Raw genomic sequence first — 24,630 nt, 5'->3', positions numbered from 1 at the left:
ATGAAAGGATTTCAATGACGTCAGCAACTACTGTTGGTTGAGCTTATTGAACTTTTATTGGTGCGAAAGTTGAGTTAGTTATAAAAAGAAGCTCCGACAATGATTAACAAAATGAACAACACAACGATTAAAACGAAGCTGTCTGCACTAGAGTAACCCATTGTATTCACCACCTTTCACAGGAGGATAGTACAAGGTATGTATAAAACGAAGGAAAGTTATAAGCAATTTGCTGATTTTAAATATAAAGGGATATGAAGAAGCCACTGAAAAAGTCCATCAAGGAAGCGGCAATGGCTCCGCACGTTGCGTGCCTGCTAATTTTTAAAAGTTGATGTGTTTCTATAGGGTTGCTCATACATATGTAGGACTAAAATGACAAACCTTACATATAGAAATATTTAACTATTGGCTTTTAATGCCTTGTAAATTTATCGGAATTTCATTATATTATGGTCAAAGGAGTGAGAACACTGAAAAATAGTAGAAGAGCGAGATTATTTAAAGGTTTCTTTGAAGAGAAATTACAAAGGAAATTAACATTTAAAGAATTAGATTATATTAGATGGTTGTCAGAACTAGAACAAAGGAAGATGAATGAAAAAAACAAGGACAATAACAGTAAATAACTACATCATGCTTTTTCTTATTAAATATTCAGTAATACCTCTGTTATCTATTTCCACTTTTAATATAGAATAAATTCGATTTCTAATTGTAGTTGAACAGCTTGGTAATATGCTTCTAAAAGTGTTTGATCATCTAAATTATCGAACATATTTATCCTCTTTCTTTCAATATTAAGACACAAACATAATAGTAACTCAGATATACAATGTATTAAAGTGGAAAGTGAAAATTCAGTGAATTTCCCTCGGAATTTTCAAAGTTTATTCCTTAAGTAATTAAATTTTATATTAATGAGGGTCCTTTCTAAAACCATAAGATTATCCACTACATGCATTATTCTACCAAGTTTACCTTTATTCACAACTTTTCCTTTCAACCAATCCTATAGAACACAAATCCCTTTGTTCCATCATTTAGCTGTGATTATAATTCTATAATAAAAATTACTTAGTTATTCGAAATAAAATAATTGATTTGTCGTCAATGATAGGTGTATGATTTCTAATATATTAGTTAAGTGGCTAAGTAATTGGAAAGAAATATAGAAGATCGGGTTGGTTATCAGATTGGACTTGTAGCCCACCTTATACAAAATGAGAGAAATTGGCTGAATATGGTGTTACTCATGCACAAGTGAAGGTGCTACATCAGTTGAATGAAACGCAGCAATATTGCTATAGTTTTTTCTACAAAACCGTCTTTATAGAAAGTAGCAAAGTGTTATCAAAAGTAGAAAGTTGGTCAATATATATGAAACAAAAAATGCAAAGTGAGCGTCTCGGAACGGAACCGATTCCGAAGCTACTGAAAAATTTATCTATCCCAGCAATGATTGGGATGTTTGTTATGGCTTTATATAATGTTGTTGATACGATTTTCATATCTTATGGCGTTGGGATTAATGCGGTAGCGGGTGTAACGGTTGCTTTCCCAATTATGATGATTATGATGGCTGTTTCGGCTGCAATGGGTATTGGTGGAGCTTCTGTCATTTCACGAAGATTAGGAGAGCGGCGAGAGCAAGAAGCAAATCATGTTTTTGGCAACATCATTTCTGTCATTTTAATAATTAGTGTTTTAGGAATTATCGGTGCCTTCACTATACTTGAGCCAATGCTTCTGTTATTTGGAGCAACGCAAGAAATAGTAGGCTATTCAATTGACTATATGTTTCCTATTTTACTAGGTACATTTTTCTTTTCATTCGCTTTTGCAACAAATAACATTGTCCGTTCTGAAGGAAATGCAAAGTTTGCGATGATGACAATGATTATTCCTGCAGTCATTAATATTATTTTAGACCCAGTTTTCATTTTTGGTCTTAATATGGGTGTACGAGGAGCGGCAATTGCTACGGTCATTTCACAAGCGTCTGTTACAATTGTGATTCTTCAATACTTTTTAACAGGTAAGAGTTCCTTACAGCTTCGTATCGAACATTTGAGAGTCAAACTGGCTATCTTAAAAGAAGTTATAGCTGTTGGACTACCAGCATTTGCTCAACAAGCTGCAGGTAGTGTAATGATGATTGCGATCAATACGATGCTCATTCGATTTGGCGGGGACCTTCATGTCGGGGTATTTGGTATTATTCAACGTATTATTATGTTTACGGTTATGCCAATGATGGGTGTTATGCAAGGGATGCAGCCGATTGTTGGGTATAATTATGGAGCGAAGAATTTTGATCGCCTACAAGAAACCGTTATTTTAGGATTAAAGGTTACGATTTCAATTTCGATTCTTATTTTTATTCTTATTATGTCTGTACCGCACTGGCTAATGATGATTTTTACTTCTAATCCAGAAGTGATTTCAGCAGGAGCGGAGTACTTACGAATCATGTTCTCAGCTGTCTTTCTCATAGGAATACAAGTGGTTGGAAGCGGTTTGTATCAAGCGTTAGGGAAACCGAAACAAGCTTTAATTCTTTCCTTATCAAGGCAATTAATTTTTCTAATACCACTTGTATTAATTTTGCCACATTACTTTGGAGTTTATGGTGTTTGGATGGCGTTTCCCATTTCTGACTTTTTCGCTTGTCTTCTTGCAGGTGCTTTAATGTATCGTGACCGTGATATCTTTTTTGGGAAAGGAAAAGGTAAAAATAAAGAAAAAGGTCGACAAATTCCAGTTTCTTCAGGAACATAAAGGTTATGTATGTTCAGGTTGTGAAATTGACGAGAATGGAGACAAACAAAAGGTATTTCTAACAAGTTTATTTAGAGCGAGAGATTTTCTTACTAAAGAATGGACTCATAATGAGTTACTAAGTAGAGTAAGGATATAACGTATAACCTCAATAATATGGGTTGAGGGTCTCTACTTAGGAACCGTAAATTCCTAGCTACGAAAAATATGCAGCATAGCGTATTTTTCGTGGCCTTTTTGTGTTGCACTAGAAATCGATGAGGTGAGTGAGATGAGCAAGATTTTACTAAAACATGCTGAAATCGTCACAATGAATGGGAAAGAAGAGATTATCACAGGTGATATTTTCATTGAAAATGATCGCATTAAAGCAATTGGGGTTAATTTAAATCCTCCTGAAGTAGATAAAGTGATTGATGCTAGAGGAAAAACGGTCATACCTGGGTTTGTACAAACACATATTCATTTATGTCAAACGGTTTTTCGCGGAAGAGCAGATGACTTAGAATTATTAGATTGGTTGAAAAAACGAATATGGCCACTTGAGGCTGCTCACGACGAGGAGTCTATCTATTATTCGGCTTTACTCGGAATTGGTGAGTTAATACAAAGTGGAACAACGTCGATTGTAGATATGGAAACGGTCCACCATACAGATTATGCCTTTCAGGCAATTGCATCAAGTGGAATCCGTGCCTTATCAGGGAAAGTGATGATGGATAAAGGGAAGGAGGTTCCGAAAGCACTGCAAGAAAAGACAAATGAGTCGATTCAAGAAAGTGTTGATTTGCTTGAGAAATGGCATGATTTTGATAATGGTAGAATTAAATATGCATTTTCACCTCGATTTGTTGTTTCATGTACAGAGCCTTTGTTAAAAGAAGTGGCAACATTATCTGGAGATTTTGGAGTGAATGTTCATACACATGCATCTGAAAATCGTGGCGAAATTGCTATTGTCGAAGATGAAACAGGAATGAGAAATATTGAGTATTTAGATCATTTAGGTTTAGCAAATAATCGATTAATTTTAGCTCATTGTGTATGGCTAAATGATAATGAAAAACAAATCATTAGAAAGAAAGGCGTTCATGTTAGTCACTGTCCTGGCTCCAATTTGAAACTTGCTTCGGGCATCGCAGAGATACCTAGCTTACTTGCAGACAATATTTCAGTAAGTCTTGGCGCAGATGGGGCTCCGTGTAATAATAATCTTGATATGTTTAATGAAATGCGTTTAGCGGCTCTTATTCAAAAACCGATTCATGGCCCGACGGCAATGAATGCTCGTACGATTTTTAAAATGGCAACTATTGGAGGCGCGAATGCCATTGGACTTGCTCATGAAATTGGCAGTATTGAGGTTGGCAAAAAAGCTGATCTTGTCATTCTTGACTTGAATCACTTTCACACATTTCCATCTTATGATGTTGATCCAATTTCAAGAATTGTTTATTCTGCAACGAGAGCCGACGTTGAAACGTCGATCATTAATGGAAACATTGTTATGGAAAACAGAATCATGAAAACCGTGGATAAAAAAACTGTCTTAAAAGAGGCTGATGTGTCTATAAAAAGAATGACAAAGAGAATGGTCTCAATTGTATAAATAGTAGGTGAAATAATGAACAGAAGACTGTTATTTGTTTATGGTACTTTGAGAAAGCGAGGTTCAAACCATCATTTTATAGAAACATCAAAGTTGATTGAGGGTTCTTGCTTTGTATTTGGTGAATTACATGATACTGGTTTAGGTTATCCTGTCTTACAACAGGCGGGTGAAAACATGAAAGTGATCGGTGAATTGTATGAAGTTACGGATAGAGAGCTACAACAAGTCGATCAATTGGAAGGATATTCACCAAGTAATCAAACAAATGAATATATACGAATCATCAATCAAGTATGTTCAGGGAATAAGTATTATGAAGCTTATGTATACATTGCTGGTGATCAATTACAGTATTGTCATAATCTTATTAAAGATGGGGACTGGATTTCTTATTGTAAAGACAAACCTTGAAAGGTTAAATAAAACGGCTAGCAAATCATTTTTGCTAGCTGTTTGTGCACTCGTTAATGTCCATCAAAAAATCAACCACCATATTCAAAATTGAAAATAAGGGCAACATCGCTGCTTTATATTTTATGGATTATTCGGATATTTGGACGTTACAATAAGTGGACCGTGGAAGGGATCTAAGCAAAATTTATAGACATATATAAGAACAGATAGACCACTTGAGTGGCCAACCTGTTCTTTTTTATATAACCGTTCATCTATGAAATGGTACATATTTCAACAAATGTAGGGAACGTTTTACTTATGAGTAATTGTAAAGGAGGTTTGATTAATGAGTCGGACAAAAAAGGGATTTGATTTTAAAAAGTACTTTGATCCCCAACCTCATGATGAGAATAAAGCAAATCCTGACATTAACGAACCGATTACAAGAAAAGCAATTGTGAAAAGTTTGGCTGATATTGATGACCTTATTATGAAAGACATAAAAATAGGTAAACAACAAGTAACGATTATTTATTTAAGTACACTCGTCGAAACGTCGATCATCAATGAATTGGTTTATAATTCGTTACATGAGTCAAGTACGGTTAGACTAGAAGAGGTATTTAAGAATTTTGAAGTAGTAGAATGTGATCAGTTGCCAATGCTAATTCATGACATTTGTAGTGGATATACGGCAATTTTATTTGAGCACACAATTATCAAAATTAATACGTTTGGCGCCTCGGATCGTGCGATTACGACCCCAGAAAATGAAACAACGGTAATGGGACCACAAGATGGATTTGTTGAGAATGTTAACACAAATCTTTCTCTAATAAAAAAAAGAATACGCTCACCACAGTTGAAGTCAAAATCGATTTTACTCGGAACGGAAACAAAGAATAATGTAGTTGTTTTATATATGGACAATCTCGTTAATGAGGAAAACCTCAAACGAGTATTAACGCGTCTAGAGAATGTTGAGTATCATGGGTTTTTAGGAATGCCAGTATTAAAACAATTATTGGAGGATAAACCATTCTCTCCATTTCCACAGTTTGGTATAACCGTAAGAAGTGATAACACAATTGATGCACTATTAAATGGAAAAATTATCGTTATGATGAATGGAAGTCCTGAGGCAGCCATACTGCCAGCTTCATTTATGGAAATGTTTAAGTCACCAGAAGACTATTACAATCGCTGGACAACGGCAACGCTACTTAGAATGTTACGAATGGCAGGTTTTTTTATTTCTATATTATTAACGTCAACCTATGTTTCCGTTTTAACATTTCATCCTGAAATGTTACCACCACAATTATTACAACTTTTAGCTGAATCAAGGTCGAAAGTACCGTTTCCACCGATTTTAGAAGTGCTCATCATTGAGCTAGTTATTGAAGTTCTGAGAGAAGCTGGGGCACGAATGCCGTCCAAAATAGGTCAGACAATTGGTATTGTTGGGGGGATAGTAATTGGAACAGCAGCTGTTGAAGCAGGTCTTGCAAGTAACATTCTTATCGTTTTAGTGGCTGTTACGGCGCTATTGTCTTTTATTCCACCAAGTTATTTAATGAGTAATGCCATTCGTTTTATCCGATATTTTTATATAGTCGCAGCAGGGATATTAGGCATTTATGGTCAAATGATTGTATTTGCTTGGATGTTTAATCACTTATCAAACATGACCTCACTCGGAACACCTTATTTAACACCTGTTATTCCAAGAAGGTGGACAGATTTACTCGATGGTATCATTCGTGCACCCACTAATTTCATGTTTCAAAGATCCGGAATTTCTAGAGCGAAAAAAGACCTGATTCGCCCATTGGACGAGGAGTAATGCACTTATGGATAAGGGGAATTTCAAAAAATTAAACGGATATCATATTGTATTTCTAACGCAAAGTACGATGCTTGGACTAGGTTTATTTTCGTTACCGAATGATATAAGCAATGTTGGCTACAATCAGTGGCTTATTCCAATTATTCTCGGTTTAGTAGCCAACCTTTCGCTACTTCCGATCATTGCTCTTTGTAAAAAATTTCCTAGTGATAGCTTGTTTAAAATTAATGAAAAGATACTCGGATCAGTAATAGGAAAAGTAGCTAATTTCTTTTTACTACTTTACGCAATCATATCAGTAACTTCTGTCAGTCAAAGTTATATTAAGCTTGTACAAACGGTAGTGTTACCACAATATCCGATAACAGTTTCATCCATAAGTTTCTTTTTGGTCCTAATTTGTATCGTTAATGGTGGTATTAAATCAATTGCTCGGTTCTGTATGTTTGCGATCTTTATTACAAGCTGGTTAACCGTTTACTTGAAATGGGCTTTTCAAGCTGGAAATTGGCTCCACATTATACCGACATTTGAAGTGGGTGGTGAGCAGTGGTTTCGAGCCTTGTTAAATGGGTCAGTTGCTATGTTTGGCTATGGAGTATTGTTGTTTTACTATCCATATATTAAAAATCAAAAAAAGGCATTGTTATATACATCTATCGGAATATGGATTGCTGTTTTCTTTTATGTTCTTGTCTCCTTAGCAAGTGTTGTATACTTTTCCCCTTGGCAGTTAGCTAATATATTGTATCCGGTTTTAAATTTGTTTCAAGCTGTTCAACTTGCTTTTGTTGAACGAATCGAAAATTTTGGAACAGCTCTATGGGTATTTCTTATACTTTCTACTTCATCTATTTATTTGTGGGTAGCCAAAAAAGGGTTAGATGCCCTTTTATCGAAACATAAAAACCGTACATGGCACCTGTATGTCATTGCTTTTGTTTCATGGTTTCTCTTGGCAGGTCCTATCCCTTTTCAAATTCAAGTTATTCTGTATGAAGAATGGAGAAACTATTATGGGTACGGGTTATTGTTGTTTCCGATCTTTCTGCTGATTGTTCATAAATTTAAAAGTGGAAAGGGAAAGGAGGCATTTACTTCATGAAATGGACCTATATAATTTGTTGCTTCCTCCTTCTTATTATAAACAGTGGTTGTACTAGTCCAAATCTTGAACATCCTGTAATTGAAGATTTAGGGATGATAGGCGTGATGGGATTTGACTATGTCGATGCAAAGAATGTAAAGGTATCTATTACATTACCACAGCCGTCTCAAGATGTAGAAGAACCAGGACAACAATTTTCATCAGTAGTGAAAATGCCACATGAAGCAATCATGGATATGTCTACTTTAACTGAAAAAACCCTTACTCCTGCACAACTACGAGTTCTGCTGTTTAGTGAAGAGTATGCAAGAAAAGAAGGGCTGTGGAAAATACTCGAAAATTTATATCGTGATCCACAGGTAGGTACAAATATTTTCATAGCAGTTGTGAAAGGAACGGTTGAAGACATTTTAACGGGAGAATACAAAGATAAACCTGATATTAATGATTATTTAATTGACTTATTAACACCAAGGACGATAACGGCGTTTAGTCCGTTTACAACCATACATGATTTTATTTATCGAAATACTGATGAGGTTTCTGACCCTTCAACTCCGTATATTGAAAGTGTAGAAGAGGGTTCATTAAAAATAACAAAGGTTGCTATTTTTAAGAATGATCATATGGTCGATACTATGGAATCGGAGGAAGCAAAACTGATTGAAGCAATGAAAAAACGTAAGGAATTACCTGACTTTTCTATCAGCATTCCAGCTCCAGATGGGACTTTGCAAGATGAAGAAATGGTAACGTTGAAATTTGTGAATACAAGATATCATGTGAAAGTTAATGGAGATTTAGAAAAACCAAAATTATTTATCTACCTATACGTTCGGGGCAGTATTGTCGATTATGAAGGTAAGAAAGATTTAGCCACTCAAGATAATCGGATAGAGATTGAAAAAAAGTTAGAAAAGCAATTAGAAGATAAAGTGATCAAGACTGTAAGGAAATTTCAAAAGCACGGTATTGACCCAGTCGGTTTTGGAGAGTCTTTTCGTATTCAAAACGCACGCGAATGGAAAAAAGAAAAATGGATAGCAGCATTACAACGTGCCGATATTACCACCCACGTCGAAACAAGAATCATTTCAACTGGAACAATTAGGTAAGCCGCTTTAAATGGAGTGAGAAGTGTCTCACTCCTCATAGCAGACTAGCTAGTAAGTCACTGCATCACCTGTTGAATACATCCGTATAGATTGTGAACATTTATGAAAAGATGGTAATAACGAAATCGTTGAGGAGGAAAAATGGTTACTCTAATTTATATTCTCGTTATTACAGGCCTTATTTTATTAATAACTTTTATGGACTCATTGGTTTACAAGATTTCATTTGCTCAAAGTCTTTTAACGATTTATTCATTTGAAGTAGGAACAAGAATAATAATAGTTGTTATCACAAGTTTTTTAGGGTTTATCTCAAGCTTGTTCATTGATTATTACTTACTCAAACAAAAAAGAAGCAGCAAGTATCAAAATAAATGAGGTTAACTATGAACAAAGAAGGGAAAGAACAAATTTCACTTAGGCAGTTTTTTGTGTTGATAATGTAGGTACTGTTAAGACGCGAAGCAGGACGTTATAATTACGGAATTGATTTCAGTAGCTATTGGGCTATATCATATGGTTCGCTTATTTTTTTTCTATTAATAAGTGGTGCGTTTAATATAAATAACCTACAAGTAAACTGGTGGTTAAAAATGAAGGTTATTCCTTTTTATACATATTTTATTCTTTTAAGGAAAACCTAAACATAAATCCGAAAATGACGTCTCTAGTTTGTATTCGTGAAGTGTTGGTGAGACAAGGGGTGTCAATGAATGTACACAATCAAGAAAGAAAACATTTCATTATGGCAATTATTTGTTTTAATACTGATTTTTGTAATTGGAACAACGGTTGTCGTAGGGGCTGGGGAGGAAGCAAAGCAGGATTTTTGGGTTGCTGAGCTAATTGCGACTGCAATCGGTATGGCTATGGCATGGGGCTATTACTATTTATTAAGGTCGTCTAATGGAAAAAATCTGTATGAAATCATTGTGGAGACTTGTGGGAGAATCATCGGAAACATATTGATATTTGGATATGTGATTTATTTTTTCTATATTGTTACACGTAATATCCGTGACTTCGGAGAAATGATGAAAGTAACGATTTTACCAATCACACCAATAGAAGTTATTTCAATAACGATGATGTTTGTTATTGTGTTTATTGTAATTCAAGGTGTAGAAGTTTTAGCTCGTGTAACCGAATTATTTACCCCATTTTTAGTCTTCTTTTTGCTGTTAGTCTTCTTTTTGATTTTTGCTTCTGAACAAATTCATTTTGAGAATTTACAACCATTTTTAGCAGAAGGATTTAAACCTATATTTAGTTCGGTTTTTCCATTAAGGTCGTCGTTTCCATATGGTGAAATTGTGGTATTTACAGTATTAATGAGATCAGTGACTCGATTTAACTATGTTGGAAAAGTAAGCGTCGTTTCAATTATGGTGGGAGGTTTGCTTATTACGTTTTCACAGGTGATTCAAATTACTACATTAGGTGAAGATGTCAAAAATCGTACACTTTTCCCACTCTTGTCTGCATCGAGAGAGATATCTGTAATGGGTTTCTTTGAACGTGTTGACATTCTTGTTGTATTTATATTGATGCTCGGTATATTAATCAAGGTAAGCATTCTTTTTTATGCTGGATTAAGAGGCTTAGAGTCTATTTTCAACATGTCGTATCGCTACTTCATTATTCCTATTTCAATGTGTATTCCATTATTTTCAATTGTCAATGCAGATAACATTATTGAACATTTTGAAGAAGGTTTACAAATTGTTCCCTATGTGTTACATCTTCCTTTTCAAATGGGGATACCTATATTGCTTCTAGTCCTTGTACTAATACGAAATAGGAAAAATAAGAAGGTGGCAGGAGGTGTTAAGCATTGAAAGTATTTAAAAAAATTGCCTCAGAAAAACGTAAGCACCAACAACTGAGTACAGCAAGTGATTTGCTACGAAGTGAGAAGCAAGCAGCAGAAATATCAACATATCTTAAATTAAATGAAGAACGATATAATAAAGTGTTTAATAAGAATTTTGATTTTTCATTAAACCAAATTCATATAGTTGGTCAAGAGGGGCTTATTCTCTATTTAAAAAGTATGGTTGACCTTGATAAAGTTTCTGAGCAGATAATGGAAAGGGTAGCGCAAACACAATCTCATAAAGACTGTATTATGACAAATAAACAGTTACGAAAGTTTCAGAAAGACTATTTTGCAAGTGTTGATGTTGAATTTCTTCAATATGAACATGAAGTAGTCTGGTATGTATTATCAGGCTATGCAGTTATTCTGATTGCTGGTATAAATAACGGGATGGCCATTAATGTGATTTCAAGTGAACAGCGAGGGATTGAGCAATCTAATACGCAAACGATTATTCGTGGACCGAAAGACAGTTTTACAGAATCAATTTCTACCAACATTAGCCTTATAAGAAGAAGGATAAAAAATCCACAATTAATTTGCGAAAATTTTATGGTAGGTAACGATACGAAAACATCTATATGTATCACGTACTTAGAGAGTGTTGCAAATCCGGAAATCGTCGATGAAATTCGAAAACGAATTAAAGGGGTTAATGTAAATGCCATTTTTGATTCGGGGAATTTAGAAGAATTAATATGCGATCAAGTGATCACCCCTTTCCCGACGATTTATCATTCAGATCGTCCTGATACGGTAGCTGCATCCATTATCGAGGGGAAAATTGCAGCTATTGTTGACGGAACGCCGTTTGTTTTGACGATGCCCGTTGTGCTAACAGATTTCTTCAAAGTGAGTGAGGATTATTATCAGGGATTTCTGATGAGCTCATTTGTGCGAATCATTCGTTATGTTGCATTTACACTTTCTTGGATTTTACCTTCAATCTATATTGGTTTAACAACGTTTCATCACGAACTGATCCCGACAGCTTTAGTATTTACACTTCAGGCACAAAGAGAAGGGGTTCCATTTCCTGCTGTTGTTGAAATCCTACTAATGGAAACTACGTTTGAAATTTTGAGAGAAGCAGGTGTGCGGATGCCAAGAGCTGTCGGGCAAGCAGTATCGATTGTTGGCACATTGGTTATTGGTCAAGCTGCTGTTGAAGCTGGGATCGTATCGAATCTTCTTGTCATTATTGTGGCCCTAACAGCAATAGCAAGCTTTGTCTCACCCATTTATTCATTTGGGAATGCATCAAGGCTCTTACGCTTTGGTTTAATCCTCATTACAGCCGCTTTGGGACTATATGGAATGATTATTGGAATTGTTCTTGTTATTACACATTTGGCAAGTTTGCGTTCTTTTGGTACTCCTTACTTGGCTCCGTTAGGACCTTTCATTGTCGAGGATCAAAAGGATGTTTTTGTTCGTTTCCCTATGCGGCAATTGAAAAAGAGACCTGCTTATATGATGGATGGTACTAAGACTGGAATGTCAGCAGATTCAAATCAAGAAGGTGAAAAATCTTGAGGGTCGTTTATATATTCTTCCTTATTGCTGTGTTGCTTGGAGCAAGTGGGTGCTGGGATCGAAAAGAATTAAATGAAGTTAGCTTTGTGACCGGAATGGCGCTTGAAAAAGGTGAAAAATATCAATACTTTTTAACCGTTGAAGTGATTAATGCAGAGGAATTTGGAGGGGAAACGACACAAGGAAATACAGGCACGATTACGTATACAATGGAGGGAGATTTAATTGCTGAACTTAATGATAAAATGAATGTTGGCCTAACAAGAGATTTAAACTTTTCTCATACACGTGTGATCGTGATTGACGAAACTCTAGCAAATGAGGGGATAGGACCGTTTTTGCAATTTTTGGAAAGGAGTGCTGAGTTTCGAAATGACTTTCATTTAGTTATTTCAAGGGGGGGGAAGGCTAGCGATATTATTGGGACGACCTATCCTATTCATAGAATTCCTTCGATAAAGATGGATGAGCAATTTCAAACAATGGAAAAGGAATGGGGCGGGTATCCAGATGTTCGGCTAACAGATTTCACTTCCAATATTACGTCAGATGGCCGACACCCTGTAGCGGCAGCTGTAACTATTCAGGGTAATCCTGAAAAAGGAGACGATGTCGATAATAATAAGCAAGCTGACCTTGATGCCATCGTTGCCTTAAACGGTTTATCGGTTTTTAAAGATGATAAGCTTATTGGCTTTCTAAATGTTGAACAAGCCCGAGATTATTTATGGACACAGGATTTGAAGAAAACAACCCTTACGGCAACAACACCAGATGGGAACTATTTCGCTGTAAGATTTTTTAATTCTCATACAAACATTCAAACATCTTATGAAAATAATCGACCGCAAATTACTATCGAACTTGTTCTCGAAGGAGATATTATTGCGACTCAAAGTAAAGTGCCTATTGATAAACTTACTCGATTTAAAGAACTGGAAGAAGAAGCGAAAAATGAAGTGGAAAAAAAAATCAAAGGTACGATTGCCCATGTACAAGAAGAGTATGGGGTTGATATTTTCGGTTTTGGAGAAACGATGTACCGACAACATTATCAACAATTTAAACCAATAAAGGATAATTGGGATGAGGAATTTAAAAAGGCCGAAATAAAAGTAAATGCTAAAGTATTATTACGAAGAGATGGAATCAGAACGAGAAGCTTTCTGGAGGAAATGGAATGAGCGAAACCGATTGATTGAAAAGGATAGTGCTGTTCAAACGGTTTAATAACATTAAAATTTTGAAGTGCTACTCGCTCTCTACTTTTCGTAATGAAAAGTTTAAATAAAAAAAATGCTTTATAAACTGTGTAGATTGTGTGAACATTTATGAACTTTCTGTAACTATCGTTTAGTTGCTTTTAAAAATGCATAGGCAGGATGCGTCATGTAATGATACACTTTTTATAATTCGTTAGAAAACAGTTTTTTATTTGAAAGGGGTTTCTTATTTGAAAGACTTACATTCATTTGGCTGGTATGCGGCAAAACTTAAGCCACATTTACCAAAGAAAGCATTTAATCCAGTTCCTACGCGGTTATGGGGCGGACTAGCGTATTTACTTGTTACAGTAGGTTGTTTACTTACGATTGGTATGTTGGATTTTAATCCTTTTATTTATATAGGTGTGTCGCTTGTCATAGGAGCTTGTTTTGCGGCACTTGGATTTTTAGGTCATGAAATATTACATGGTACCGTTGTTCGCAAAGCGTGGCTGCGTGATTTTCTAGGCGCGGTAGCGTTTTGGCCACTTAGTACGGGTCCAAAGCTTTGGCGAAAGTGGCATAATTTAACGCATCACGTGCACACACAACATGAAGAACATGACCCTGATGCATGGCCTACGTTAGAACGCATTATGAGAAGTCGATTGTTGCGATGGGTGTATAAATTGCCTTTACCTGTTCGTGCGTTTTTCAGTTTTTGTTCATTATCGCTACAGTTTTCTGTACATTCATTAAATATGTTTGTCGTCTATTTAAAGGAGTTTAACCCGAAAAAGCGTAGAGCAGTTTTCTTTGAAGCTGTTCTCCCATGGATATCATGGATTGGGTTACTCGTCTGGGTGGGCCCGGTTAAATGGATCTTTATGTTCCTAATACCGTTACTAATTGCAAATTTAATTGTCATGGCCTATATCTCAACAAATCATCGGTTGAACCCGACGACAGAAGTGAATGATCCGTTAGCGAATAGTTTAACGGTTACTGTTCCTAAATGGGTTGATGTATTGCATTTTAATTTCTCGTATCACACAGAGCACCATTTGTTCCCGGGTGTTAGTTCAAAATATTACCCGCATGTGAAGAAATTGATCAAAGAACATTGGCCAGATCGGTATCATGAAATGAGGTTCGATAAGGCATTACTTGCCTTATGGAAGACCCCACGTCCGTATCATAATCGTGAATTGATTGATCCAAGCAGTGGAAATGTTTATGGTACGTTAGGAAACGGTCTTGATACGACAAAAATTCAGTCAAAATTAGAAGAAAAAGTGAATAACACGAAAGAATTCATGACTACTATATCAGAACAAAAAGGAAAGAAGAGAGCATCAAAATATCAATAAAGATCGCAAAAGAAAATCCCAAAGGAGACTTTGGGATTTTTCTTTTTAAAAGAATTTATAAAATCAAAGCAGTTTGAGGGACTAGTAAGTAGCTCGAAGAAGGACAATGGCTCCGCACATTGCTGCTAAGAAAGGGCGGCTAGCCGCCCTTTCTTATGGATTTGTTGACCAAAGGCCAGCTGATTTAATGAAAATACGTGGGTGTAATTTCAACTGTGCAACCATATATTCAGCTAAATCTTCAGGTTGCATGACTTTTTCTGGGTTTCCATCCGTTAAATTTTCTTTAAAGGCTAGTTCTGTTGCTACAGTACTAGGAGTCAAAGCTGTTACACGAATGTTATGTTTTCGTACTTCAAGTGCTAATGATTCTGTTAAACCAAGTAAACCGAACTTTGAAGCACTATAAGCACTTGTAACAGGTGCACCTTTTTGACCGGCGGTTGATGAAATGTTAATTATATCACCGCCGTTTTTCTCAATTAATTGAGGGAGTACAGTACGTGTTACATAGTAGACACCGATTAGGTTAATATCAATCATCTTTTTCCACTCTTCTGGGTCTAGATCTAAAAATGACCCGAATTTACCCGTTCCGGCATTATTAATTAAAATATCTGCAGGTCCTAATTGGCTTGTTAAATGATTAACAGCTTGTTCCACTTGCTCTAATGATGAAACATCTGCAGTCGCGTAAGCAGCTTTTCCACCGATTACTTCGATTTCATTGGCTACTTCTGTAAGGTCAGATTCTGTTCGAGCTAATAAGCCAATTTGTACACCTTCATGTGCTAATGCAATCGCTGTGGCCCGACCAATCCCTTTGCCAGCTCCTGTGACATATGCTACTTTTCCATTCAATGATTGTGCCAAGATAAAATCCCCTTTCCGTATGTAGAATAGGTTTGTAGTTTACGTCTTTTGTGATATGAAGTCAAAAAATATGCACCTAACAATTTACGACAGCTTTTTTATAGGACAGGCGTTATACTATTGGAACTAGCAGGTAATTAATGACATACAAAATCACAAAAAAATTTGGTACTATAGTAATTGGAAATAATCTATCAATCAATTTAGTAAGTAAGCTTTACATAATAATAAGCAAGTAAGGGGTTTTTTGTTTTGTTAAAACGTACATACGAAAACAAAAATGGAGAATTACAACAGATAATTGAAAATAGCGGAATGGAGATAAGAGAGTTTACTGCTATCAGCCTTGAAAGAGTAAATGTGAAATCAAAGAAAAAAAGAATTCGTCAAAAAGCATTAAAAAAGGCATTATCTCAAACTGACGTTGTAAAAGACATTTTAGTAATGGTTCAAGGAGAAAAGGAACAATCAAAGCCAAGTACAAAAGACGAAAAAAGTGAATCCAACTTAACCGTTCGAGGTTTGCCAGTAACGACCTTATTAAAGCTAGGTAAAAGATACTTAAAGGAAGAAGATGTTGTAAGATATTATTATAATGCAGAAAAAGAAGAATTTTATAAGAACAAAGCAAAGTTGGAGACAATCATTGAAGAAAGTTCTAAGAGGCTTGAATCTAGTGAATTTGTATCATATCAAAAGGATCTAAAGGAAGAGTTAGATAAAAGGAATAAATAGTAATCTAAGCGAGGGTGAATGAGTCACTCTCGCTTTCATATTTCCTAAAGTTGCAAAATTTAACTTAATTGTACATGATAGATAGGAAGCAAGGACTTAAAGGAAAGCAGTGGCTCTTGTATTCATGAGACGAACTATTTACAATAATTACATATCAATAGGTTATAGGGGTGTATCATATGAGTGAATTGAAAATGGATTTGATTGATAACGAAAATAAGAAACAAAAGCCTGATGCTGATAAAATTGCATTTGGCAAACATTATTCTGATCATATGTTTATTATGGATTATTCAACTGATAAAGGCTGGTATGATCCTCGTATCGTTCCGTACGAACCGATTACGTTAGATCCAGCAGCGATGATATTTCATTATGGACAAACCGTATTTGAGGGTTTAAAAGCATACCGAACAACAACGGACAAGATTTTATTATTTAGACCGGAGCAGAATTTCAAACGATTAAACTTATCAAGTGATCGACTAAGTATTCCAGCGATTGATGAAGAGCTAGCACTAACGTACTTAAAAAAACTGATTGAAGTTGAGAAAGACTGGGTACCACAAGCAGAAGGAAATTCGTTATACATAAGACCTTTTATTATTGCAACAGAACCGAACTTAAGTCTTGCTCCATCAGAGACTTATCAATTTATGATCATATTATCGCCGGTTGGTTCTTATTATAAAGAAGGAATTCACCCAGTTCGTATTCATGTAGAAGATGAATATACGAGAGCTGTTCGAGGTGGGACAGGAAAAGCAAAGACAGCTGGAAATTACGCGGCCGCTTATAAAGCGCAAGAACGTGCGACAAAAGAAGGCTATTCTCAGGTACTCTGGTTGGATGGAGTCGAAAAGAAGTACATTGAAGAAGTTGGCAGTATGAATGTATTCTTCAAAATAAATGGTGAGATTGTTACACCTGAATTAAATGGAAGCATTCTAGAAGGAATTACTCGTATGTCGATCATTGAGTTATTAAAGGATTGGGGAATCCCTATTACGGAACGAAAGATCTCTCTAGAAGAACTTTATGAAGCATATGATCAAGACAAATTAGAAGAAGCATTTGGAACAGGGACAGCTGCGGTCATTTCACCTGTCGGAGAATTAAATTGGGGAGATCGCAACATGGTTATTAATAATAGAGAGATTGGTGAGATGTCAAAGAAGTTATATGATACGCTCACAGGGATTCAAACAGGGAAAGTGGAAGATTTGTACAATTGGACAGTGGAAGTAAAATAGTAAAGAACATGTGGTTTGAAAAATAGATTCAATAAAGAAAATCAACAAGAGGCTTTCTCACAAGAAGCCACTGGAAAAGGTAAAAACCAACCTTTTTCAATGCCTCCGCACGTTGCGCGCCTTCTATGAGAAACCCACTCATAGAAGGCTTTTTAAGGTGTGAGACACTTCTCACAGCAATAGCAATGGTATGTATTTGCTAAAGGGAGTGTGCCAAGAGGTCGGAATAAGACCTCTTGGTACACCTTTAAGCAAAGCGGTAATAGATTAATAAGATGGTCGCCAAGACGAAAAGAAAGTTAAGGAACACAAAAATCATTTGATCAAGTACCGTTTTATGAATTTTTACTGGAGGCTTGTAAAAAGATACTCCTTCAATAATGAAGATAACCAAAATAACGTGGATCATAAAATGACCTACAACTTCAACCATTCCAAATAACATTGTAGTCATTACAAAAACCCCTGTTAGTACGAATGATAAGAGTCTGTTTAGTATTCCTACAACTAATAAATAGCCAACGACAAATTCAATGAATGCACTAAGCGAAACAAAGGCTTCGGGTGAAAAGAAAAATATCGGTACTTGATGGTTAACGACAATATCAACGGACATGTCAGGATACACCCATTTCTCAACGGCAACCCAACAAAGAGACAAGCCAGTAGCTAAATACAAAAATGGAAAGCTCCACTTTTCATATTTCGTTTTCGTCATGAATAATACAAAAGTAATTGCTAAGTAAAATGCATAGTCAAGCATATGAAACAGACCATAATCAACAAGCATTACGCAAAATAGGGCAAGCATTGAAACAGCCCCTAATTTGGTAGCAAATTGATGCGGAATTAAAAGTAAGGCAATTGTCACCCAGCTTAAAACGGTTAACAGACCAGAGTAGTGAGTTAGTTCAGGTGCAAACAATGTTCCAGTTAGTACCTGCATACTCAAAGCCACGGCCGTACCGTACTTTAAGATGGGCGTTGTATATTTTCGGTAACTTTCTAATTTCATATCAATCTTTTTAAGAGGCCCCCAAGACATCATATTAGGCAATACTTGAGGCAGAACGGCTAAGATTATCGCTGTTACAATCGTAATCACCATAAACATGGGGTTAATAATATTTTCAATTGATTCCTTTTGCGGGTCTAACTCTGTGAACCATTTCACATGAGCGTCCGCAAAAAAAGGAGTAAGTAAAATACCTATTATAATGAAAAAAGAAATAGTTAGTTTTTTCGTCATGATACACCTCTGCTTTTATTGTATGTTAGTAGACGTCAACATATGGAGCACCCTCTTGAATTTCCTCTATAATTAACGTCTTTATGTTAATTTCTCATATAATAGCATGAATAAGTTAACTATGTGAAATAGTTAACAAAGTGTTCAATGTTTTGTTTTGAACTTGAACAAATTTTTGTCACAACTTTGATTTGGTGAGATAATCAAAAGTGAGATTTTTTAATAGTAAACGGTAAAAGAGGGGTTAACATGGATCAAACAGGGTTGGTACTTGAAGGGGGAGGAATGAGAGGGCTTTATACAGCTGGGGTACTTGAGTACTTTATGGAGCAGGATTTGTATTTCCCTTATGTTATAGGTGTTTCAGCAGGTGCTTGCATGGCGGCTACGTATTTATCGAGGCAAAAAGGAAGAAATAAAAAGGTGAATGTTGATTTAGCAAGCGATCCGCGTTTTCTATCATTTCGAAATTTTGTAGTAAGAAGAGAGATATTTGGAATGGATTTTTTATTTGATATAATTCCAAATCAAATTGTCCCTTATGATTTCAATACATATTTAGAAGGCAAAGAGCAATTTGTAGTTGTCGCAACCGATTGTCATACAGGAAAATCAATGTATTTTCAAAAAAAAGACGTAGAGAGCAATTTGTTAACTATATTACGAGCATCAAGTTCTTTGCCTTTTATTTCGCGAGCTGTTCCTTACAAAGGAAGGGATCTAATTGATGGAGGATTAAGTGATCCGATTCCAATAAAAAAAGCACAGCAAGATGGCTATAAAAAAAATGTAATTATTATGACAAAAGAAGCTGAATATCGTTTAAATCGGAGTAAGTGGTCACGGCTACTACCTGTGATGTGTAGAAAGTACCCAAGAGTTGCCCCACTTCTTCAAGAACGCTACAAATTATACAATGATACAGTAACGTACATTGAATCTGAAAGAGAAAAAGGCAGTCTATTAGTTATCCAACCGAGTCGAACGATTGCAGTTAAAAGAATTGAGCGTAATCATAATAAATTATTTGATTTATATAATTTAGGTATGAAAGATGCAAAAGCTCAAATGAAAAATATTGAAAAATTTATAAAGACTAATTGACAAGTATAATAAGCATTAGAGTTACTCAGCTTTACCATCCACATCTTTTTCAACTTATTTCAAAAAGCAAAGTAGCATATTCTTCTTCATTTTGAGTAGACATCCTAATGAATGATTTTCAAGTTATTCCATATCCTAATAAATGGAGTAGCATTTTAAATAGAAAGGGTGAGTAAGTTGGACTCTAACTTAGGGTATTTACGCGAATCGTTATCAAACCATATTGACAAACATAAGATCTGCCAAAGTATGTACCATAAATTAGAAACGAATCAATACAAAGACGAGGATGAATTTGTACGAGATTTAGACGAAAATGAAACTTCAATATTAAATTTAATATTACAGTACGAACTAGACTACGCTAAAAATGAACAAGATGATAAACGAGTAGAGCAATTAAACGGAGTGTTTGAATTATTAATATAAGAGGATTTTCCAAAAGGGGTTTTCCCCTCTTTGAAAATCCTCGAAGCAATGAGTGAAGACGTTGCAATCTTTTAAGCCTGCTATGAGCTGTTTTCTAAATAGCAGGTGTGCAGCGTCTGAAGCGATTGCCTCTTCGTGAAATGTCCGATATAGTGACAAATTATCTGCATGTGTGTAAATACAAAAATCGGATACACTTCCATTGGCGCATTAGCTCTCATAAAGAAAATAACTTTATAAGAGATCCGAAGCGATTATCAACAGTTTTGGTAAATTCTTTTAAAATAGAGTATAATAAAATAGGAAACTGTTGGGAAAGGGAAGAACGTCTATGAATATCTCATTTTTCTTATTGCCAAAAGCAGAAGTAGCTTACTTAGATTTAGATTCAACGATGAGACAAGCGTTAGAAAAAATGGAATTTCACAAGTATACTGCTGTCCCAATTATCGACCGCCATGGTAAATACATTGGAACCTTAACTGAAGGTGATTTGCTCTGGCGTATTAAAGACACCGATTCATTCTCACTAGAAGTAGCAGAACAAATTCAACTAAAGGATATTAAGCGGAGAGTGAAAAACAAGCCTGTGCGAATTGACTCAGAAATGAAGGGTCTACTCACACTCGCGATTTCACAAAATTTCATTCCAGTAGTTGATGACCAAGGTACATTTATTGGAATTATAAGAAGAAGAGAGATTATTGAATATTACGCAAATTCCATTGACAAAGGAAATGCAATGTAATGAAAAGAAAATCTCGTAAACTATTTGAAAGGAGCTTTACGTCATGGCTTATTTTGCTGCAATTCTTTACATGGAGAAACCTGAATTAAATACTACATATCGTCCGCAACACCTTGCATATTTGGAGGAACTTGAAAAAGAAGGGAAAGTTCATGCAAAAGGCCCCTTTACTGATGGTGAAGGTGGATTAGTTATCTATAAAGCTGACTCATATGAAGAAGCTAAAATACTTGCTGAACAAGATCCTTACATTGTCCAAGGAGTAAGAAGCTTAAAACTGCATGAGTGGGGTATGAAATAAAATCCTGCTAAAAAGGTAACCAGAAACTAATATGGTTACCTTTTTTCTTTTTTAAAAAGTGGATTGACAAATCGGTTATTTTTTAAGATAATTATCTATTGACTTTTTATTAAGATACGGAGGCCTTTTTTTGAATACATATAACCCTTTACCTTTTTCTTATGATACGAGCCAGCCATTTTTTGATCGGTTAAATGAATGGATTGGAGATGTGTTTTATGACATTTTACCAGAAGCTGGAATGGAACTTCGCGATGAACAAATTTACATGGCATTTCAACTTGAAAAAGCGTTTATAGATAAAGAAATTATTCTTGCTGAAGCAGGTGTTGGGACAGGGAAAACGATCGTTTATTTGCTATATGCTCTATGCTATGCAAGGTACACGAGAAAACCAGCTATTATTGCTTGTGCAGATGAATCATTAATCGAACAACTCGTTAAAAAGGGCGGTGATATTGATAAGCTTTCCCGTATTCTTGGACTCGAGATTGATGCGAGGTTAGCGAAGTCGAAAGATCAATATCTCTGTTTGCAAAAGCTAGATCAAGAACGGGCAAAAGATGATTATGATGAGCTTTATGATGATATGTATGTCAATCTACCCGGGTTTGTCAATGCAAATCAAACACTGCAATCATTTCATCATTATGGCGATCGTAAAGAATATGCTCACCTAAATGATCACGAATGGAACAAAGTCGGATGGGATTCCTTTCAAGATTGCTTCGTTTGTGACAAACGACACCGCTGTGGGCAGACTCTTTCTCGTGACCATTACCGAAAGTCAACGGATCTACTTATTTGTTCTCATGATTTTTATATGGAACATGTTTGGACGTATGATTCTAGAATTCGTGAAGGGCAACTTCCATTACTTCCAGAAGCTAGTACGGTTATTTTTGATGAAGGTCATTTGCTTGAAGTTGCGGCCCAAAAAGCTTTAACGTACAAGCTACGTCATGATGTTGTTGAGGAATTGTTGACACGATTGTTAGAAAATGATGTGCGTGAAGAGTTTGCAGTATTAGTTGAAGAATTGATTTCACAAAGTTTGCATCTATCGTTTGTATTACGTGACTATGCAAACAAAGTGGAAGGATCGGATCGAAAAGAAATTGAACTGACACCAATCCTTTTAAAAGAAGCAAAGCAATTGGTTGATTTAATTGCTCGTGTCGAGGATGAGATCGTCTTCGAGAGTGAGATGTATACGATAGATCAGTATCAACTGAAAATTGTGGAAGAACATCTTGATATGATTCACCATGCCCTGAATATTTTTGTGAATACAAAAAATGTTATTACATGGGTTGAAGAGGATGAACAAGGCATTACTCTTGTCATTATGCCGCGGTTAGTGGAAGAGGTTTTGAAAGAAAAAGTGTTTTCGAAGCATCTGCCATTTATTTTTACGTCTGCAACGTTATCAACAAATGAATCATTTGACTATTTAGCCAATAGTTTAGGTTTAGAAAAGTATTTATCATTTTCTGTTTCTTCTCCATTTGATTATGAAAAGCAAATGGAACTGTACGCACCAAATGTTGCTTCGTATGAAGATAAATTAATGTACACGAAAACATTGTTACATGAAACCAATGGACGAACATTAATTTTATTTACTAGTTTTGAGGAGCTTAAGAAATTTAAAGACATAGCATTAAATAATCCTTCTTTCAGTCATTGGAACATGCTGTTTGAAGGAGATAAGGAAATTAGTCAATTAATTTCCACCTTTCAAGAGGATACAGACTCTGTATTATGTGCAGTCACACTTTGGGAAGGCTTAGATATACCAGGGGAGTCATTATCAAGTGTCATTATTTGGGCTTTGCCTTTTCCACCTAATGATCCGGTTTTCGCAGCAAAAAGAAATTCGGTAGATGACCCATTTCAGTCAGTTGATGTACCTTACATGTTATTACGATTACGTCAAGGGGTTGGTCGTTTAATTCGTACCCACGAAGACTGTGGGATTGCTACTATTTTAGATGAGCGAATGAATCTTGATTCAAGCCTATTACACACGATAAAAGATGTACTACCAAAAAATGTGGAATTGAAACAAATACGTTAATGAGATTCTATTTACTTATTGCGAGGAGAACGGTAATCTAGTAAATGAATCTATAGTGGCAAGGGAGAGTGTTTCTAAAATGATTAAAGCTATCTTTTTTGATCTTGATGATACATTATTATGGGATCAGTTAAGTGTTCAAAGAGCATTTGAAGCAACGTGTCAAGTCGCAGCGAATCAATATAATATTGATCCAGTTGCTTTGGAAAAGGCAGTTCGGAAGGAAGCAAGTGAATTGTATGCAACCTACGAAACCTATGATTTTACAAAAATGATTGGAATTAATCCTTTTGAAGGCTTATGGGGCAATTTTTTAGACGATGATGATAACTTTAGGAAAATGAAAGATATTGTTCCTGCATACCGCAAAGATGCTTGGACAAGAGGTTTAAAAGCAATTGGTATAGATGATTCACAATTTGGATCTGAACTTGCTGAACGTTTTCCGGTAGAGCGTCGTAAGCATCCATTTGTTTATGAGGAATCGTTTAATGTATTGGAACAGTTAAAGGGGAAGTATAACCTCTTATTGTTAACAAATGGTTCTCCCGATTTACAAAATACGAAGCTGGAAATCACTCCTGAACTAGTACCATACTTTGATCACATTGTGATTTCTGGTGCATTTGGTAAAGGGAAGCCAGACGTAACTATATTCGAACATGCATTAGAAAAGATGTCGCTCACAAAAGATGAAGCGATTATGGTCGGTGACAATCTTATGACAGATATTTTAGGTGCATCCCGGGTTGGTATGAAGTCTGTTTGGATAAATCGACACAATAAAGAGCGCAATGAAGTTGTGCCAGATTTTGAAATTACTCATTTGGAAGAACTGTTTGCAATTCTATCTTCTCTCAATAAGTAAACCAAGTAACATAATTAAAAGCTGTCTTAATTGGGTCATTTATCGATCTTTTGAGGCAGCTATTTTTAGTTCTATAGAAGTTAAGTAGAATTAGATAGAAAAAATATAAATTCACGTAGTTGCTGATAATAATTTTAGC

The 24,630-nt window shown here is 35.6% G+C and carries 22 protein-coding genes and 1 riboswitch; of the genes, 18 read left to right on the top strand and 4 right to left on the bottom strand.

Going from position 1 to position 24,630, the window contains the following annotated elements; translation table 11 throughout:
• Nucleotides 1–74: 74 nt before the first annotated feature.
• Nucleotides 75–161, bottom strand: a complete 87-nt coding sequence (locus SLH51_RS18235; RefSeq protein WP_335962891.1) for a YjcZ family sporulation protein — start codon at nucleotides 159–161, stop codon at nucleotides 75–77.
• Between the two features lie 527 nt (nucleotides 162–688).
• A complete protein-coding gene (gene sda, locus SLH51_RS18230) occupies nucleotides 689–778 on the bottom strand; it encodes a sporulation histidine kinase inhibitor Sda (protein ID WP_335962888.1) in 90 nt (29 codons plus the stop codon).
• A 602-nt stretch (nucleotides 779–1,380) separates the two neighbouring features.
• Between sda and SLH51_RS18225 the strand changes: the two genes are divergently transcribed.
• The 10 genes from SLH51_RS18225 (at nucleotide 1,381) to desB (ending at nucleotide 14,851) form a co-directional block, all read left to right on the top strand.
• On the top strand, nucleotides 1,381–2,781 hold the full coding sequence (locus tag SLH51_RS18225) for an MATE family efflux transporter (protein ID WP_335962890.1): 1,401 nt from the start codon (nucleotides 1,381–1,383) through the stop codon (nucleotides 2,779–2,781).
• A gap of 118 nt (nucleotides 2,782–2,899) precedes the next feature.
• A riboswitch (purine riboswitch) is annotated at nucleotides 2,900–3,000 on the top strand.
• 52 nt (nucleotides 3,001–3,052) lie between these two features.
• Nucleotides 3,053–4,390: a 5'-deoxyadenosine deaminase gene (locus SLH51_RS18220; protein ID WP_335962887.1), complete on the top strand. Its 1,338-nt coding sequence runs from the start codon at nucleotides 3,053–3,055 to the stop codon at nucleotides 4,388–4,390.
• A 15-nt stretch (nucleotides 4,391–4,405) separates the two neighbouring features.
• Nucleotides 4,406–4,804, top strand: coding sequence for a gamma-glutamylcyclotransferase family protein (locus tag SLH51_RS18215; RefSeq protein ID WP_335962886.1), 399 nt, complete (start codon nucleotides 4,406–4,408; stop codon nucleotides 4,802–4,804).
• Between the two features lie 331 nt (nucleotides 4,805–5,135).
• Complete coding sequence (locus SLH51_RS18210; RefSeq protein WP_335962885.1) at nucleotides 5,136–6,635, top strand: spore germination protein; 1,500 nt, start codon at nucleotides 5,136–5,138, stop codon at nucleotides 6,633–6,635.
• A gap of 7 nt (nucleotides 6,636–6,642) precedes the next feature.
• Nucleotides 6,643–7,743: a GerAB/ArcD/ProY family transporter gene (locus SLH51_RS18205; protein ID WP_335962884.1), complete on the top strand. Its 1,101-nt coding sequence runs from the start codon at nucleotides 6,643–6,645 to the stop codon at nucleotides 7,741–7,743.
• On the top strand, nucleotides 7,740–8,861 hold the full coding sequence (locus SLH51_RS18200) for a Ger(x)C family spore germination protein (RefSeq protein WP_335962883.1): 1,122 nt from the start codon (nucleotides 7,740–7,742) through the stop codon (nucleotides 8,859–8,861). Before SLH51_RS18205 ends, SLH51_RS18200 begins: the two co-directional genes overlap by 4 nt.
• A 713-nt stretch (nucleotides 8,862–9,574) precedes the next feature.
• Nucleotides 9,575–10,699, top strand: coding sequence for a GerAB/ArcD/ProY family transporter (locus SLH51_RS18195; RefSeq protein ID WP_335962882.1), 1,125 nt, complete (start codon nucleotides 9,575–9,577; stop codon nucleotides 10,697–10,699).
• Complete coding sequence (locus SLH51_RS18190; protein ID WP_335962881.1) at nucleotides 10,696–12,276, top strand: spore germination protein; 1,581 nt, start codon at nucleotides 10,696–10,698, stop codon at nucleotides 12,274–12,276. Before SLH51_RS18195 ends, SLH51_RS18190 begins: the two co-directional genes overlap by 4 nt.
• A complete protein-coding gene (locus SLH51_RS18185; RefSeq protein ID WP_335962880.1) occupies nucleotides 12,273–13,460 on the top strand; it encodes a Ger(x)C family spore germination protein in 1,188 nt (395 codons plus the stop codon). Before SLH51_RS18190 ends, SLH51_RS18185 begins: the two co-directional genes overlap by 4 nt.
• A gap of 269 nt (nucleotides 13,461–13,729) precedes the next feature.
• Nucleotides 13,730–14,851, top strand: a complete 1,122-nt coding sequence (gene desB, locus SLH51_RS18180) for a Delta(10) desaturase DesB (RefSeq protein WP_335962878.1) — start codon at nucleotides 13,730–13,732, stop codon at nucleotides 14,849–14,851.
• 153 nt (nucleotides 14,852–15,004) lie between these two features.
• On the opposite strand, the gene SLH51_RS18175 is transcribed toward desB, so the two are convergent.
• Nucleotides 15,005–15,724, bottom strand: coding sequence for a 3-ketoacyl-ACP reductase (locus SLH51_RS18175; protein WP_335962877.1), 720 nt, complete (start codon nucleotides 15,722–15,724; stop codon nucleotides 15,005–15,007).
• Nucleotides 15,725–15,976: 252 nt separating this feature from the next.
• On the opposite strand from SLH51_RS18175, the gene SLH51_RS18170 reads away from it, so the two are divergent.
• Together SLH51_RS18170 and SLH51_RS18165 are read left to right on the top strand one after the other, a co-directional pair.
• Complete coding sequence (locus tag SLH51_RS18170; protein ID WP_335962876.1) at nucleotides 15,977–16,459, top strand: hypothetical protein; 483 nt, start codon at nucleotides 15,977–15,979, stop codon at nucleotides 16,457–16,459.
• 179 nt (nucleotides 16,460–16,638) lie between these two features.
• The gene (locus SLH51_RS18165; RefSeq protein ID WP_335962875.1) at nucleotides 16,639–17,712 is read left to right on the top strand and encodes a branched-chain amino acid aminotransferase; all 1,074 of its coding nucleotides are present in this window, start codon (nucleotides 16,639–16,641) and stop codon (nucleotides 17,710–17,712) included.
• A gap of 247 nt (nucleotides 17,713–17,959) precedes the next feature.
• On the opposite strand, the gene SLH51_RS18160 is transcribed toward SLH51_RS18165, so the two are convergent.
• The gene (locus tag SLH51_RS18160) at nucleotides 17,960–18,961 is read right to left on the bottom strand and encodes a hypothetical protein (protein WP_335962874.1); all 1,002 of its coding nucleotides are present in this window, start codon (nucleotides 18,959–18,961) and stop codon (nucleotides 17,960–17,962) included.
• Between the two features lie 249 nt (nucleotides 18,962–19,210).
• On the opposite strand from SLH51_RS18160, the gene SLH51_RS18155 reads away from it, so the two are divergent.
• The 6 genes from SLH51_RS18155 (at nucleotide 19,211) to SLH51_RS18130 (ending at nucleotide 24,491) form a co-directional block, all read left to right on the top strand.
• Nucleotides 19,211–20,065, top strand: coding sequence for a patatin-like phospholipase family protein (locus tag SLH51_RS18155; protein ID WP_335962873.1), 855 nt, complete (start codon nucleotides 19,211–19,213; stop codon nucleotides 20,063–20,065).
• A 177-nt stretch (nucleotides 20,066–20,242) separates the two neighbouring features.
• Nucleotides 20,243–20,494 carry a sporulation protein gene (locus SLH51_RS18150; protein WP_335962872.1) on the top strand — a complete coding sequence of 84 codons (252 nt, stop codon included), beginning with the start codon at nucleotides 20,243–20,245 and terminating at the stop codon, nucleotides 20,492–20,494.
• Nucleotides 20,495–20,825: 331 nt separating this feature from the next.
• Nucleotides 20,826–21,242 carry a CBS domain-containing protein gene (locus SLH51_RS18145; RefSeq protein ID WP_335962871.1) on the top strand — a complete coding sequence of 139 codons (417 nt, stop codon included), beginning with the start codon at nucleotides 20,826–20,828 and terminating at the stop codon, nucleotides 21,240–21,242.
• A 43-nt stretch (nucleotides 21,243–21,285) separates the two neighbouring features.
• On the top strand, nucleotides 21,286–21,543 hold the full coding sequence (locus tag SLH51_RS18140; protein WP_335962870.1) for a YciI family protein: 258 nt from the start codon (nucleotides 21,286–21,288) through the stop codon (nucleotides 21,541–21,543).
• 130 nt (nucleotides 21,544–21,673) lie between these two features.
• Nucleotides 21,674–23,623 carry an ATP-dependent DNA helicase gene (locus SLH51_RS18135; RefSeq protein ID WP_335962869.1) on the top strand — a complete coding sequence of 650 codons (1,950 nt, stop codon included), beginning with the start codon at nucleotides 21,674–21,676 and terminating at the stop codon, nucleotides 23,621–23,623.
• A 79-nt stretch (nucleotides 23,624–23,702) separates the two neighbouring features.
• The gene (locus tag SLH51_RS18130) at nucleotides 23,703–24,491 is read left to right on the top strand and encodes an HAD family hydrolase (RefSeq protein ID WP_335962867.1); all 789 of its coding nucleotides are present in this window, start codon (nucleotides 23,703–23,705) and stop codon (nucleotides 24,489–24,491) included.
• Nucleotides 24,492–24,630: the final 139 nt, after the last annotated feature.

The organism is Halalkalibacter kiskunsagensis (assembly GCF_037027555.1).
Taxonomy (GTDB): domain Bacteria; phylum Bacillota; class Bacilli; order Bacillales; family Bacillaceae_D; genus Halalkalibacter; species Halalkalibacter kiskunsagensis.
Note: the sequence above shows the minus strand (reverse complement) of the source record. Positions and strands in the feature narration are given on the sequence as shown.